This window comes from Fischerella muscicola PCC 7414 (genome assembly GCF_000317205.1).
In the GTDB taxonomy this organism is placed as follows: Bacteria; Cyanobacteriota; Cyanobacteriia; order Cyanobacteriales; family Nostocaceae; genus Fischerella; species Fischerella muscicola.
The window spans coordinates 1-14,834 of the sequence record NZ_AJLK01000093.1 but is presented as its reverse complement, the minus strand read 5'-3'; the positions used below and the strand labels follow the sequence as shown (position 1 = coordinate 14,834).

Genomic DNA, 14,834 nt, shown 5'->3' with positions numbered 1-14,834 from the left:
GGTGGGGAGGTGGGGAACTCACCGGCCCCCGCGACCGACAGGGAGGAGCCAGTGCGGTGGACGGGTTTCCCGGCATAAAGCACCTGGCGTTGGGGATTAGGGGCAGTGGGGAGGTGGGGAACATCACCGGTCCCTGGTGGGGATTAGGGGCAATGGGGAGAGTGTGGGGAGTAGGGGAATAATTACTAACTACTAACCACCAACAAACAACAACCAACTACTAACCACTAACAACAACCAACAACTAACTATTCATAGATTCTGAAGTTGAGGAAACAACAGGTTGGCCTTTGCGTTCTCGCCATAAAGCTAACAGAGTACTGGCGATGAAAATACTGGAATAAGCCCCCATCGTAAAACCAATAATCAAGGCGAGGGAAAAGTTCTTCAGGGTTGCTCCACCAAATAGGAAGATCGCAAATAATGTTAGCAAGGTTGTTAACGTTGTGTTGATAGAACGTGTGAGAGTTTGGTTGACTGCATCATCAACAATATCAGCGATCGGACGATTGGGGTTGATTTGCAGTGTCTCCCGAATCCGGTCATAAATTACAACGGTGTCATTTACAGAGAAACCTGTAATTGTCAACAAAGCGACAATGAATAGACTGTCTACCTCTATACCTGCCACCAAGCCGAGAATCGAGAAAATCCCTACTGTCACTAAGACATCGTGGAATAGAGCAATGATCGCGAAGACAGCGTAATCTAACTGAAACCGGAAAGTTAAGTAAACAATAATACCAACAAAAGAGACTACGAGCGCAATTACACCAGTCCTAAATAGTTCTCGTCCAATTGTTGGACCAACAGTATCTATCTGGGTTTTTTGCGGGTCAAATGTGCCAATTTTTTCACTAAGGGCATTTTGTAACTTGGTACGCTGCTCTACATCCAGGGTTTTTGTGCGGATTAATACACCGTTGTCTTTGCCTGTATCCTTGTCAGCGACAATCTGGATACTGCTGTCACCAAGTCCTTGGGCGTTGGCTACTTCCCGAACTTCGTTGATATCAATGGCTTTATTACAGTTCTCTGGATTTGTGCAATCCCGTTCAAACTGCAAGCGTGTACCACCAACAAAATCCAGACTGGGGCGGAGGGGTGCGCCTATTTGTTGCCAGGAAATCACCATTGAGATGATACCAGCAAGAATAATGATGGAGGAAATACCCCACCATAGCGATCGCGATTTGTTAATACTCAGTTTCATCGCGCCACCTCCGTTTTGTTTGAGGCTGACAAGTTGGGACAATATAATTCAGGTTTCTTTAAGGAAGGAATAGAAATTGCCAAGAACATGAACGTCCGACTACAGGTAATGGCTGTGAACATACTTACCGCTACACCTAAAGCAAGGGTGAGGGCAAACCCTTTAACTAAACCAGATCCCAACCAAAACAGGGCAGCACATGCAATCCAGGTCGTGACGTTACTGTCCAAAATACTAGAAAAGGCACGGTAAAAGCCAGATTCTACAGAACGATATAAAGTTTTGCCTGCTCGCAATTCTTCCCGTGTACGCTCAAATATAAGTACGTTGGCATCAACTGCCATACCAATACTGAGGATGAAACCTGCAATTCCTGGTAGGGTGAGTGTAACGCCTAACAAAGCAAAACTAGCCCAAGTCAAGAGTGCGTAAATTACTAGTGCTATGTCAGCAATTACTCCTGGTAGTCTGTAGTAAATCACCATGAATATGAGAACTAAGATCAGACCACCAACACCTGCCCAGATACTGCTTTGAATACTATCTTTACCTAGAGTTGCTCCTACTGTACGAATCTCACCAATTTCTACTGGTACGGGTAAAGAACCACCTTTAAGTTGTACACCTAATTCGTTGGCTTCTTGGGGTGTAAAGTTACCAGTAATTACAGCACCACCACCAGTAATACCTGTGGCTGCAAATTCCGGTCCGACTACGGGAGAACTAATCAGTTCATTATCCAGAAAAATGCCAATGCTGCGACCTGTACCAGCGAGATTTTTGGTGATCTGGGCAAAAAGTTCACCACCTTTTTGATCAAAGCGAATGGCAACTTCCCAATTATTACCTGAGGTTGGTTCGCCACGGGCGTCCTTGAGGTATTGACCAGTGAGTGGTGGATTGGTACTCTCAAATAATTCAGCGATCGCTTTGCTATTATTTTGCAGCGCTTCTCTATTTTTGGCGATCGCTGCGGTATCGTTAGAATTTTTTAATTGTTGCTGTTGTTGTTTGAGTTCTTGTTGTGAAGTTCGTAAAGCAAACAACTGAGTTTCTGTATTTGGTTTTTGTTGGCGAAACTCTAACTGTGCTGTACCACCTAGTACTCTTTCTGCTTCCTCTGGATCGTTGACTCCGGGTAGCTGCACTAAAATCTTGTCTTCTCCAACTGTTTGAATTACAGGTTCAGAGACACCAAGGCCATTTACACGGCCTTCCACAACACTTTTGACAGCTTCTAATTCTCGTTCAGTGATGCGTGGAATTTCTGGCGTTGGCTTCACCTGAATTGTCAGTTGTGAACCTCCCCGCAAGTCCAGTCCTAGCGGTATAGGAATTGTGGCAATTACTGCAATAGCGGCAATTACCATCACTAAAATTAGGGCTAATAGCGATCGCTGTCTTTGCATACCATCACTCGCTTCGACAAACGCTATAATAGCGCTCTTTAATGAATTATGAGTGAAGAGTTAAGTTTTTAAATGTTGGTTGTTGATTGTTGGTTGTTGATTGTTGCCAACAACTATGAACTACCAACAATCAACAAGTTGTTCCTAAACTCGCAAAGCCATCATTTTTTCTACAGCTTCGACAATTTGCTCTGGTTGAACAATTGTCAATCTCTCCAACATACCATTGTAAGGTGTAGGAATATCTTGGGAAGAAAGCCGCAGTACAGGTGCATCTAATTCATCAAAAAAGCGCTCGTTAATTGAGGCAATTAATTCTGCGGCAATGCCTCCTGTTCTCATACACTCTTCGACTATAATCACTCGATGGGTTTTGCGTATGGATGCCCCAATGGTTTCCATATCCAAGGGTTTAAGAGATATTAAATCAATGACTTCTGGGTCATAACCTTGTTTTTCCAAAGTTTTTAAGGCTTGTGTGACATGATGGCGCATCCGTGAATAAGTGAGGATTGTGACATCTTGGCCACGACGCACAATTTCTGCTTTATCTAGGGGTAATAGATATTCTTCTTCTGGTAGGTTTTCTTTTAAGTTGTAAAGCAGGACGTGTTCAAAGAATAGGACTGGGTTATCATCGCGAATAGCAGATTTCAGCAGCCCTTTAGCATTGTAAGGTGTGGAACAGGCAACAATCTTCAATCCAGGTACAGCCTGAAAGTAAGCTTCTAAGCGTTGGGAATGTTCTGCACCAAGTTGACGCCCTACACCCCCAGGGCCACGAATTACCATCGGAATTTTAAAGTTACCGCCGGAGGTATAGCGTAGCATACCGGCATTGTTCGCGATTTGGTTAAAGGCAAGGAGCAAAAAACCCATGTTCATGCCTTCGATAATCGGTCGTAACCCGGTCATTGCTGATCCTACTGCTAAACCGGTGAAGCTGTTTTCGGCGATCGGGGTATCTAAAACTCGGAGTTCTCCGTATTTTTGATACAAGTCCTTTGTCACCTTGTAGGAACCACCGTAATGTCCTACGTCTTCACCAAGTACAAATACTGTGGAGTCACGCGCCATTTCTTCATCAATAGCTTCCCGTAAGGCGTTGAAGAGTAGTGTTTCTGCCATTCGACCTCTTGTACATTTATTGTTCTAGAATCTTATCGTGCTTCTACTGTAAATACGGTCAGCGATGCTGCTGTTCTAAATGTGTGTAAACACATCAATATCTTGGATAACTTCAGGTATATCTCAAACTAATGCTCTTGGAGTAAGACAGAAATTGCGATGCAAATGGTCAACTGCTGCCACAGCGATATTGTACGTCTATTGCCGACACTTAGCTCAACACAAAGTTTTGTGTACCAGCTTTAACAGTTATCAGTTATCAGTGAACAAGCTGGATAACTGTTTACTGATCATTGATAACTGATTTAATCCTGGGACAGCCTGACAAAAGAAGCCTACAACGCCCTTGAATATAGCGTATAAATTTTATCAGTTAATTTCATTATTTTCCCATAAATTTTGAGATAGTAATATCTGTGATCTCTTGAGCTATATCCGTATCTCAGCAGCAGGCGCATCAGGCATAGGAGTTACCTGATTTAATTGATTGTTAGGAAATCTCCTTGGTCTTCCTGGTTTGCGTTTATGCCGTTGGTTGATAGATTTTTCGCTTGCTGCTGCTAATTCTTCTGGTGTACATTTGAATAGTCGCAACGCTTCTAAGTATTTTTTGGGCGTCATTGTTGGTTCTGTACGCCCTGCTTCCCAGTTGCGAACGCTAGTTTCACTGATTGCAAGCCTGAAGGCAACCTCTGCACGGCTAAGCCCCGCACGTTCTCTCAGGACTTGCATATCCATACCTAAATGCTCCCTTTGATAACTATATGAATACATTTATTAAATCAATTGACGTAAAAAAGCCAACTAAGGGCTATATTATTAACTATATTATTTTATAGGTAATCGCTGTACCTTCTGACAAGCAAACAAACCAACTTGATAGAAGTAATACTGACGCTAAGACAATAAACTTAGTGGTAGATCGCATTAATTATAAAGGGTTTGTAGTGAGCGATTTATCGCTCAATTTCAAGGGCTAAAGCCGTAACTATAAACTTTCACAACTGATCAAAACTAATGCGATGAACCACTCTGCGGATTTAGGACTAAAGTCCTTATTACGAACTTATACAGACATCATAATTAGCGATCGCCAATGATCGATAATTCCTCCCGGGGTACAAGAAAGCAGATTTATCCGTGGGATAAATCGGGGTCAATCCAAAATCCAAAATCTAAAATCCAAAATTGTCTAACCTTCGCCAGGCATGATTTAAACAACGATACCCTGTAGAAAATATTGAAGGAAAAAGAATAAATGGCTGGCAAGTTGACACTGATTGTTGAAATGGTAACAGTGTTGGGGGTTGCGGTAAGCGGAGGGTATCTGGTAAGTCGTTTGCGTCAGCCCGTGTTACTTGGATATTTGTTGGGAGGTATAGTTGTCGGACCTGCGGGGTTAAAGCTGGTCACCCTTGAGGGGGATATTCAAGTGCTATCCGAAGTTGGGGTAGCTTTATTGTTGTTTGCTTTGGGTGTTGAATTTTCTCTTAAAGACTTATTACGATTAAGGGTTATTGCCCTTGGTGGTGGATCGCTGCAAATTATGCTCACGATTCTACTAGCAGGAGGACTCGCCTATTTGACAGGCTGGGTTCAGACAGTTCCGAAAGCGATTTTTCTGGGTGCAGTTCTTTCCCTGTCCTCAACAGCAGTCGTACTCAAAAGTTTGATTGAACGGAATGAAGTCCAAACCGTTCATGGGCAGGTGATGCTGGCGATTCTGATTGTGCAAGACCTGGGCTTAGGACTGATGTTGGCAGTCCTACCTGCTTTAACCCAGCCGACCAATATTATTGGTATTGCCTTATTTACTGCACTAGTCAAGGTACTACTTTTTTTACTTGGGGCAATTCTAACCGGCAGGTGGGTCATTCCCTTCCTGATCCGATTACTTGCTCAAAGTGGGTCTCAGGAGTTATTTCTACTCGGAATTTTGGTGCTTTGCTTGGGAATTGCCCTATTTACCTACGCCATTGGTTTGGGTATTGCTATGGGTGCATTTGTGGCAGGGCTAATGATTTCCAACGTGGAGTATGCTGATCATGCCCTCGATCGCGTTTTGCCAATGCGAGATGTGTTTGCGACTCTGTTTTTTGTTTCAATTGGAATATTGATTGATCCTGGTTTCCTGCTGGCAAATGGCTGGGTCTTAATTGGGTTAATAGCGGTCACTATGATCGGTAAAGCAGCGATCGTTGCATTGATTGTCAGGGGGTTCGGCTATTCCTTAAAAACAGCACTTACGGTCGGTATCGGTATCAACCAAATTGGGGAATTCTCCTTTGTGTTAGCAGGTGTTGCTCAAACTCAAGGACTTTTTTCTTCTAGACTTTATGGACTGACCGTAGGAACAACTGCTATCACATTATTGCTTGCGCCTTTTATGCTGAAAGCAACGCCGTATCTGCTTCAGTGGTTAGAACAGCTTCCGGTGCTGAGTTCATTCTTGCAGTTGCATCATTCCCCCCGCTTATTCGGGTTGGATAAAGAACTTGCCAATCATGTGGTAGTAGTGGGCTATGGTCGGGTGGGGCAAACTCTCGTGAGGATGCTATATTTTCAGGGGCATAAAATTCTAGTTATTGATAACAATGAAGCAGCTCTCCAAACCTTGCGGGAGCGAAGAATTCCCTATCTTTTTGGCGATGCTTCCAGCTCGTTGGTGTTGGAGAAAGCCAATCTCACTCAAGCCAAAGCAATGGCGATCGCTCTACCAGATCCGATGGCAACTCGATTAACTTTAAAGCGTGCCTTGAGTTTAGCACCAGATCTGGATATTACCGTCCGTGCCCATGTGAATGAAGAAATTGATTCGCTTTACCAATTGGGCGCTCAAGAGGTGGTGCAACCAGAATTTGAAGCTTCTCTGGAAATGGGCGCACATATGCTGTTGAAGTTGGGTGATTCTACCTATGCAGTGCAGCAGGTTGTGAACCGTTATCGCCGTGGACGGTATCGGGACATTTTGCCAGAACGATCAGAGTACTGGGGTGCAGCTGATCTGGAGGTGGCAATCGAAGGGCTACAACACCACTGGTATGTCCTAAATTCAGATTCTCCTTTAGTGGGGCTGACCCTGGCTCAAACCAACGCGCGCCGTTTAACTGGAGCTACTGTGATGGCAATTGAACGCAACAAACAACTTTACCGCTATCCCACAGGTGAATTTACCCTGGCATCAGGCGATCGCCTACTGGTAGTCGGCAATTCCCAAGAGCATGTCGCGTTTACAAAACTCCTGAAAGGGGATAAATAATATCTTACTCTTGAGGAGAGCGATCGCCTGATTCTAGAAGCATCTCAATCACTTCACGAAGATTCTCTTGTAATTCATCTAAGGTTTCTCCTTGAGAATGCGCTCCAGGAAACCCAGGAACATAGCCGACGTAGAGATGAGTGTCAGAATCACGCTCAATAATTGCGGTGAAGGTTTTCATAAATGATGATCACTAGCAATACACTCTAGAATAGCCTGATAATCATCTACTCATTATTAGGACTCAAGGGCATAAGCTAAATAGTCAAATCACCACTTCCTGTTCTAAATTTGTGGTCTTTAACATCGGTAGCAAACCTCTGAACTGTTTGCATGATTTAGTTTCAAGCAACAGTTCTACTTGCACGCGATCGCCTAATTACAAACAATAATCTCACGCCCAGACACCAAGATACACAAGATTCACTCTGCACCTTTGCGCCTCTGCGTGAGATTAAAAGCCAATCAACCAGATGAAATTTTGTTGCCCTAGAGGACAAACCCCTGCTTACCCCAGCCAACGCGCTGCGTCTTTAGCGTGGTAGGTTAGAATTAGATCTGCACCAGCCCGCTTGAAACCAGTTAAAGTTTCCATGACTACGCGCTGTTCGTCAATCCAGCCGTTGAGGGCTGCGGCTTTGACCATAGAATATTCACCGGAGACGTTGTAAGCAGCAACAGGTAAATTGCTAGCTTGTTTCACACGCCAAATAATATCCATGTAAGCCAAAGCTGGCTTCACCATTAGCATGTCAGCGCCTTCAGCGATATCCAATTCTATTTCTTTGATGGCTTCGCGGGAGTTACCGGGATCCATTTGATAGGTGCGGCGATCGCCAAACTGGGGTGCTGAATCAGCGGCATCTCGGAATGGGCCGTAGTAAGCGGAAGCATACTTGGCAGCATAGGATAAAATCGGTGTGTCTTGGAAACCAGCTTCATCCAAACCAGCGCGAATTGCTTGCACAAATCCATCCATCATCCCTGAAGGCGCGATAATATCAGCGCCTGCTTTCGCTTGGGAAACGGCGGTTTTCTTGAGTAGTTCCAAGGTGGGGTCATTTAAAACCCGTCCTGTCAAGTCACCAACTTGCAAATAGCCGCAGTGACCATGACTGGTATACTCACACAAACAAGTGTCAGCAATGATAATCAAATCTGGTACTGCTTCTTTCACCGCAGTTGCAGCTTTCTGAACAATACCGCAATCATGCCATGCGCCTGTAGCATCGACATCTTTCTCGGCTGGAATACCAAACAGAATAATGGCGGGAATTCCTAAGTCGTAAACTTCTTTTGCCTCTTCCACAATTTTGTCTATCGAAAGCTGATAGACGCCAGGCATGGATTTAACTTCGTTGGCGATCGCTTCACCTGGTACAGCAAATAGAGGGTAAATCAAGTCGCTGGTGGTGAGAACAGTTTCACGTACCATCCGGCGGAGTTGGGGATGAGTACGCAGGCGGCGGGGTCGATGAATTGGAAACATAAATTTTTATGAAGAAAAAATACAAATGGACAAAAAACAAAGCGTCACAAACTTAGGGCTAAATCCCGTTTCAGAAGGACACACTACAAACAGCGCTTAACTGTCCTCTGCCCTACTGCCGATGAGGTTGTGGGGCAATTTTGTATTTTACAACTTGCTTGTCATTTATCTTCTAAAAAAGACAAGAAAGTATACGAAAGCTTGCATCAATACATGATCGATGGACTTGATGAAAAATTAGTGGTGATATGTGTGTGAGGCGCAACGGTAATTGGTCAGACAATTTTGGATTTTAGATTTGGGATTGCTCCCACTTATAGGATCTGGAAGCTTGTAACTTCAAGGAGTTTTTGGTCATCAAAACACAGCCTATAACCCATTCTCGGTCAGTGATGACCAGTTATTGACAAGCTCAGCCACCTGTTTATTTTAGATATTCATTGGTGACTTCGATGCAACCGGATAAAAATCTATTTTTGTGCTAAAAAATTCGGAAAATGAAGGGATAACGAAAAGGTTTTTCAGTATCACTTAAAACATGAAAAAGTGCCCAAATTGTTAATCCCCAATGAACTAAAAACCATAGACCAGCTAGAGGTATCAGCAAACCAAAAGTTATCCAAATCAACACACCAATAATAGCCCCATAAAGCCAGACATTAAAGTGAAAATTAATGGCTTCTTTGGCATTTTCTTTCACAACAGGATCGTTAGTTGCAAAGAGGATGAAAATTGGTATAGCAATCGAGACTAATGTCGTACTTAAAAAGATAGCTGCATGAGAAATTGCTGATAAAAGCTTGCGCTTCTCCGTGTCGTACATTTCTCTGTTCCTTTGACTCTAGTGCAGTGTGAAGCATGAAGCATCAAGCATGAAGCATGAATGTTGGTTTTATCCTTCTGCGGGTTCCCCACAAATTCGCTCTCCGAATCGCGAATTTGTGGGGAACCCCTTCTGCCTCCAGCATAGCTGCCCTCTGCCTTTCTTACATAAAGACCCTATCATGAGCATCGTTGTTCTAAGATGAAAAGACTCGCTAAAGTTGGAAAAAGTTAAGTTAAATTTAATTTACAAGTAGATACAGTTATGTCAACTGACCTTGAGTTAGAACTTCAGAATGCAGTTGAACTTCGTCGCAATTTTGCGATTATTTCTCACCCTGATGCTGGTAAAACTACGCTGACAGAAAAACTACTGTTGTACGGAGGTGCTATTCATGAAGCTGGTGCAGTTAAAGCACGACGGGCACAGCGGAAGGCAACTTCTGACTGGATGGCAATGGAACAACAACGGGGTATTTCGATTACTTCGACTGTGTTGCAATTTACCTATCAGAATTGCCAGATCAATTTATTGGATACTCCCGGACACCAGGATTTCAGTGAAGATACTTATCGGACTCTAGCGGCAGCAGACAATGCAGTGATGCTGATTGATGCTGCCAAGGGTTTGGAACCCCAGACACGCAAACTGTTTGAAGTTTGTAAAATGCGGGGTATTCCCATTTTCACTTTCGTGAACAAACTTGACCGTCCCGGACGGGAACCCCTAGAACTGCTAGATGAAATTGAGCAAGAATTGGGATTGCAGACCTATGCAGTCAACTGGCCCATCGGTATGGGCGATCGCTTTAAAGGTGTCTTTGACCGCCACAAACAACAAATTCACCTGTTTGAACGCAGCGCCCACGGTAGTAAAGAAGCGGTAAATACAGTCGTTGATTTGGGTAATGCCCAAATTGAAGAACTTTTAGAACAAGATCTTTACTATCAGCTGAAAAACGACTTAGAACTATTAGAAGGGGTGGGCCCAGACCTAGATTTAGATTTGGTACACCAAGGCAAAATGACGCCTGTTTTCTTTGGTAGTGCCATGACTAACTTTGGGGTGGAATTATTCCTCAAGTATTTTCTAGAATACGCCCTCAAACCAGGCCCACATCAAAGTAGCGTGGGTGAAGTTTACCCCGACTACCCAGAATTTTCTGGGTTTGTGTTCAAACTCCAAGCCAATATGGACCCCAAACATCGCGATCGCGTCGCATTTGTGCGTGTGTGTACAGGCAAGTTTGAAAAAGATATGACGGTCAATCACGCCCGTACAGGCAAAGTTGTCCGTTTATCTCGTCCGCAAAAACTCTTTGCCCAAGAACGAGAATCTATCGATGTCGCCTATCCAGGTGATGTGATCGGTTTGAATAATCCTGGTGTTTTTGCAATCGGGGATACAATTTACACTGGGCAAAAGTTAGAGTATGAGGGCATTCCTTACTTTTCTCCAGAGTTGTTTGCTACTCTCCGCAACCCCAACCCATCCAAATTTAAGCAATTCCAAAAAGGCGTATCGGAGTTGCGTGAAGAAGGGGCTGTACAAATTATGTACTCCGTGGATGAAGCCAAACGCGACCCGATTTTAGCTGCGGTAGGTCAGTTGCAATTCGAGGTGGTGCAATTCCGCTTAATGAATGAATATGGAGTAGAAACCATCCTGGATTTGTTACCCTACAGCGTTGCTCGTTGGGTAGAAGGTGGTTGGGAAGCATTGACCAAGATTGGACGTTTGTTCAATACAACCACAGTGAAAGATAGTATGGGTCGCCCTGTTCTACTATTTCGTAATGAGTGGAATTGCCACCAATTACAAGAAGATCACCCGGATTTGAAATTAAGCGCGATCGCCCCGGTGTTTTCTAGTCAACAACCAGTGGTAAACAGTTAGTTGTTTGTTGTTAGTTGGTTGTTGTTTGGAACAACCAATCATCAACAACCAACCAACAACAATATTTAGTTATTGGAGTGCAGACTATGCCTTCACATCCTGAACCATCTTTGAAGGCTGGTTTAACCGCCCTGAAGCAAGGAGATTACCAAACAGCAAAAGCTATATTAGAAGCCATTGCAGGTAGCGAAAGCGATCGCACGGCAGTCATCCAAGCTGAAATCGGCTTGGTTGTAGTTTATGCGCGTATTGGTGAAGTTGCAGCAGCGATCGCATTATGCGAGACTTTAGTTGAAAACGAACGTCCGCAAGTTAAAGAATGGGCAGAACGTTCTTTAAAACAAATCAGAAGACGTTATCAAACTGAAGATACTTCTACAACAGATGGCACTGGGTTTATCCCTTTGGAAAATTCAGCAGCAGCAAAATTCCAGGTGGAGTCTCAAAAGTCGGTAAGTGGGGAAGATGAAAATGAACAAACACCTCCTTCCCAAACACCAGCCCGTAGCCTGCGAGTACCCACACTTAGGGCAAGCCAAACACGTGGTTGGCTGGCTTCGGCATCTTCCACACCCCGTACCTCTGTACCAAAAACTTCATCTTTGCGAGTTCCTCCACCGCCCAATTCCCCCACTGCTGTTAACCAAGAAAAAGTCAAACCACCCACAATTTACTGGCGACAAGCTAAACGCGCGAAAGTGTGGCAACCCTTGTCAAAGCGGGGTTTAAAGTTATTATGCTTACTCGAAGTTGGAACGTGCATAGCGCTGTTTTGGGTAATCAAAACGCTGCTGGTGTTGCTAATGAGATTTATCAACGATGCGTTTGTGAAACTGCCTTTTTTAGAGCCACTCCAGCTTTTATATAGAGATCCTACACCTGTCTTGCTGGTTGTGATTTTTTTCCTGTTTTGTTTATCTCCTTGGTTGTTGGATCGATTACTGAGAAAGTTTTACGGTCAACGACAATTAGAAAAAGACATTTTGCAACGGCACAGTAAAGAGACAGTGCGGGTTTTACAACGCTATTGCAAACAACAGGGCTGGCGGACACCAAAACTATTTCTCCTACCAATCACAGCACCAGTTGCTTTCTGCTATGGGAATCTACCTCGTACAGCCAGAATTGTAGTTAGTCAAGGGTTATTAGAGCAACTGACAGATGATGAAATCGCTACAATCTATGCTATTCAATTGGGACATATTGCTCACTGGAATTGTGCAATTATATCTTTGTTGCTACTGTTAACTATTCCGATTTACCAGCTATATCATTTCTTGGGACACTGGGGAGATGCAAAAACACAACCTTTGTGGCGTGGGATTTTTGCTGTGCTAACAAGTCTGGTTTACGGTTTGTGGTGCTTGTTGACAGGAACTGGTTTATGGTTGTCCCAGCTGCGGCAATACTTTTGCGATCGCGTAGCTGCGGAAGTGACAGGTAATCCCAATGGGCTTGTTCGTGCTTTACTCAAAATCGCTATAGGTATTGCTGGTGATGTCCAAAAACAAGAACATACCAGTTGGCAGTTAGAAAGCTTAAATATAGTTATACCCGTAGGCTATAAACAAAGTCTGTGTTTGGGCAGTATTGCTGGTTACACTACCTTTGAGTCTTTTTTGATCTGGGATTGTCTCAATCCTTACCGTTGGTGGTTTGTAATTAATAATACTCATCCTTTAATTGGCGATCGCCTCAGACGCCTGTGTAAAATCGCTCGTCTTTGGCACGTAGAACCAGAATTATATCTCGAAAGTCAACAGCCTTTAACAATCAAACGTCAGTCTTTTTTATTACAAATTGCCCCTTGGTTGGGAATTCCCTTAGGTATTGCCTTTGGGGGTCTAATCTGGTTAATTTGGCAAACTCTGTTCGCACTTAAACTTTTAAATTTGAAATGGATTTACGACAACTGGAATTTTATCAAGGGCTGTATGCTAATTGGCTTTAGTATCGGCATCTTGTTGCGGATAAATTCTTTCTTTCCTAACATTAAGCCTGCGACTGTCCAAACTGATGACCAACTGCTTGACCTTTTAATTAACCCAGCTGCTCTTCCTATTGATAGCACCGGTGTACGTCTTGTGGGCAAGTTATTAGGCCGTCGGGGTACTAACAACTGTTTGGCACAAGATTTAGTCTTGCAATCTAGCACAGGTTTAGTGAAACTACATCACATTTCTTGGTTGGGGCAACATGTCAATCCTCAGGAATTGATCGGTCGTCAGATTACCGTCACTGGCTGGTTGCGACGAGGAGCAACACCTTGGATTGACGTTCAAACCCTACAAACTCAAAGTGGAAAAATCGTTAATAGTCCTCACCCCATCTGGTGTATTGTCTTGGCAGTGGCAGCAGAGGTTTGGGGGGCATATATTCTTTTGAGAGGTTAGTAGTTGGTAGGTAATTGGTAATTGGTAATTGGTAATTGGTAATGGGTAATCGGTAATTGGTAATTGGGCATTGTTATTAGCCATCAACCACTAACCACTAACAACCAACAACCAACAACCAACAACCAACAATCCAAAAATGTAAACAAATGTTGCAAACAATTTCCAATTCTGTTACATTTATTAACATAAGCTAGAGTAAGCAAGTTTTATTAGCAAACCAGGTAATGAAACTCGCCTACGAACCCCAATCCATCCCCTTTTCTCCTTCCAACACAGCAGCAAATTAACCAGCCTATGGCTGGTTTTTGTTTCCAAAAAGTCAAACTTCAATAAAAAAAGTATTTTATGCTACGATGCTCTCATGCAATAGTCGGAAATGTCCGTCCTAAGCTAGCTACGTAGAAAATACCGTGATAATGTAAGAAATGGTGTTTAATTCTTTGGAACAAGGGCGTTGAAGTCATTTCCTGTCGTAAGCAGTAAGTTGTAAGATTCATAAATTCTTAGAATAAAGGTATTGTTAGCGCAGTGTACGCTTTTGTGTTCAACAAGCTTAATCCTGGTAAAAAACTGTATTGTATAGGTTAAAAGTTTGGAGTAAAAAAGTAGGTTTGTGGCATTGTTATTCAATAGCATCTATCAAAAGCCGAAACCAAATTACTGTTTTTTGCCTGGTAGTTTTTCAATTAACTCTGGAGGTTAGTCCATGTCCGTTCGCCTATATATAGGCAATTTGCCTAAAGAAGAAATAGATCGTCAAGAACTGCAAGCAGTTTTTGCACAAGAGGGTGATGCTGTCACCACTAAACTGATAAAAGATCGCAAAACAGGCAAATGCCGTGGCTTTGGTTTTCTCACGGTAAATAATGACGAACAAGCAGACCAGATTATTGAAAAATATAATGGTCAATTGTTCAAAGACTCTCCCATTAAATTAGAAAAGGCATTACCTCGTACTAAGGGAGAGGATAATGAAGAACAATCAGCTCCTAAAGCTGCTAATCAAGCTGGTGGTAACGCTAGTGCCAACACACCGAGAGAAAACAAAAAATCTAAGAAGCCTCGCCGTGGTGGTAGTCCCAAAGAAAGTGCCCCAACTAGTAGCGATACAGAAGCTATTCGTCCAGATCCGCGCTGGGCTTCTGAGTTGGAAAAACTCAAACAAATGCTGGCTGCACAAACTACAACTTAATCCACCAGTAGAAGGAATTAAAAATTAAA

Annotated in this window: 12 protein-coding genes; 5 read left to right on the top strand and 7 right to left on the bottom strand. The window is 43.3% G+C overall.

All coding sequences use genetic code 11. From position 1 onward, the window contains the following. A partial coding sequence (locus UYI_RS32600; RefSeq protein ID WP_035138581.1) for a hypothetical protein occupies nt 1–182 on the top strand: 182 nt, incomplete at its 5' end. 62 nt (nt 183–244) lie between these two features. Here the strand turns inward: UYI_RS32600 and secF are convergent. From secF to UYI_RS0114125, 4 genes are all read right to left on the bottom strand, one after another. Continuing rightward, a complete protein-coding gene (gene secF / locus UYI_RS0114140) occupies nt 245–1,213 on the bottom strand; it encodes a protein translocase subunit SecF (RefSeq protein ID WP_016867306.1) in 969 nt (322 codons plus the stop codon). Further along, nucleotides 1,210–2,622, bottom strand: coding sequence for a protein translocase subunit SecD (secD, locus tag UYI_RS0114135; protein WP_016867305.1), 1,413 nt, complete (start codon nt 2,620–2,622; stop codon nt 1,210–1,212). The genes secF and secD overlap by 4 nt, the downstream gene beginning before the upstream one ends. Before the next feature lie 144 nt (nt 2,623–2,766). Further along, nucleotides 2,767–3,750 carry an alpha-ketoacid dehydrogenase subunit beta gene (locus UYI_RS0114130; RefSeq protein ID WP_016867304.1) on the bottom strand — a complete coding sequence of 328 codons (984 nt, stop codon included), beginning with the start codon at nt 3,748–3,750 and terminating at the stop codon, nt 2,767–2,769. Between the two features lie 429 nt (nt 3,751–4,179). Beyond that, nucleotides 4,180–4,488: a helix-turn-helix domain-containing protein gene (locus UYI_RS0114125; RefSeq protein ID WP_009459051.1), complete on the bottom strand. Its 309-nt coding sequence runs from the start codon at nt 4,486–4,488 to the stop codon at nt 4,180–4,182. Between the two features lie 520 nt (nt 4,489–5,008). On the opposite strand from UYI_RS0114125, the gene UYI_RS0114120 reads away from it, so the two are divergent. Then, entirely contained in the window at nt 5,009–7,009 is a 2,001-nt protein-coding gene (locus UYI_RS0114120; protein WP_016867303.1) for a cation:proton antiporter domain-containing protein, read from the top strand. 4 nt (nt 7,010–7,013) lie between these two features. Here UYI_RS0114120 and UYI_RS34835 read toward each other — a convergent pair whose 3' ends face one another. The 3 genes from UYI_RS34835 to UYI_RS0114105 form a co-directional block, all read right to left on the bottom strand. Continuing rightward, nucleotides 7,014–7,190, bottom strand: a complete 177-nt coding sequence (locus UYI_RS34835) for a type II toxin-antitoxin system HicB family antitoxin (protein ID WP_016867302.1) — start codon at nt 7,188–7,190, stop codon at nt 7,014–7,016. A gap of 327 nt (nt 7,191–7,517) precedes the next feature. Further along, a complete protein-coding gene (gene hemB, locus UYI_RS0114110; protein ID WP_009459046.1) occupies nt 7,518–8,498 on the bottom strand; it encodes a porphobilinogen synthase in 981 nt (326 codons plus the stop codon). Nucleotides 8,499–8,979: 481 nt separating this feature from the next. Beyond that, nucleotides 8,980–9,321 (bottom strand): DUF4870 domain-containing protein, encoded by a 342-nt coding sequence (locus UYI_RS0114105; RefSeq protein WP_016867301.1) that lies wholly within the window; start codon nt 9,319–9,321, stop codon nt 8,980–8,982. A gap of 264 nt (nt 9,322–9,585) precedes the next feature. Between UYI_RS0114105 and prfC the strand changes: the two genes are divergently transcribed. From prfC to UYI_RS0114090, 3 genes are all read left to right on the top strand, one after another. After that, complete coding sequence (gene prfC, locus UYI_RS0114100; RefSeq protein ID WP_016867300.1) at nt 9,586–11,217, top strand: peptide chain release factor 3; 1,632 nt, start codon at nt 9,586–9,588, stop codon at nt 11,215–11,217. Nucleotides 11,218–11,303: 86 nt separating this feature from the next. After that, nucleotides 11,304–13,610, top strand: a complete 2,307-nt coding sequence (locus tag UYI_RS0114095) for a M48 family metalloprotease (RefSeq protein WP_026085948.1) — start codon at nt 11,304–11,306, stop codon at nt 13,608–13,610. Nucleotides 13,611–14,319: 709 nt separating this feature from the next. Further along, entirely contained in the window at nt 14,320–14,805 is a 486-nt protein-coding gene (locus tag UYI_RS0114090; protein WP_016867298.1) for an RNA recognition motif domain-containing protein, read from the top strand. Nucleotides 14,806–14,834 lie beyond the last annotated feature (29 nt).

What these genes read in the sequence shown, in the direction of transcription:
- UYI_RS34835 (WP_016867302.1), bottom strand. Translation starts at nt 7,190, where the DNA reads ATGAAAACCTTCACCGCAATTATTGAGCGTGATTCTGACACTCATCTC.
- UYI_RS0114105 (WP_016867301.1), bottom strand. Translation starts at nt 9,321, where the DNA reads ATGTACGACACGGAGAAGCGCAAGCTTTTATCAGCAATTTCTCATGCA.
- UYI_RS0114095 (WP_026085948.1), top strand. Translation starts at nt 11,304, where the DNA reads ATGCCTTCACATCCTGAACCATCTTTGAAGGCTGGTTTAACCGCCCTG.
- secD (WP_016867305.1), bottom strand. Translation starts at nt 2,622, where the DNA reads ATGCAAAGACAGCGATCGCTATTAGCCCTAATTTTAGTGATGGTAATT.
- hemB (WP_009459046.1), bottom strand. Translation starts at nt 8,498, where the DNA reads ATGTTTCCAATTCATCGACCCCGCCGCCTGCGTACTCATCCCCAACTC.
- UYI_RS0114120 (WP_016867303.1), top strand. Translation starts at nt 5,009, where the DNA reads ATGGCTGGCAAGTTGACACTGATTGTTGAAATGGTAACAGTGTTGGGG.
- prfC (WP_016867300.1), top strand. Translation starts at nt 9,586, where the DNA reads ATGTCAACTGACCTTGAGTTAGAACTTCAGAATGCAGTTGAACTTCGT.
- UYI_RS0114130 (WP_016867304.1), bottom strand. Translation starts at nt 3,750, where the DNA reads ATGGCAGAAACACTACTCTTCAACGCCTTACGGGAAGCTATTGATGAA.
- secF (WP_016867306.1), bottom strand. Translation starts at nt 1,213, where the DNA reads ATGAAACTGAGTATTAACAAATCGCGATCGCTATGGTGGGGTATTTCC.
- UYI_RS0114125 (WP_009459051.1), bottom strand. Translation starts at nt 4,488, where the DNA reads ATGGATATGCAAGTCCTGAGAGAACGTGCGGGGCTTAGCCGTGCAGAG.
- UYI_RS0114090 (WP_016867298.1), top strand. Translation starts at nt 14,320, where the DNA reads ATGTCCGTTCGCCTATATATAGGCAATTTGCCTAAAGAAGAAATAGAT.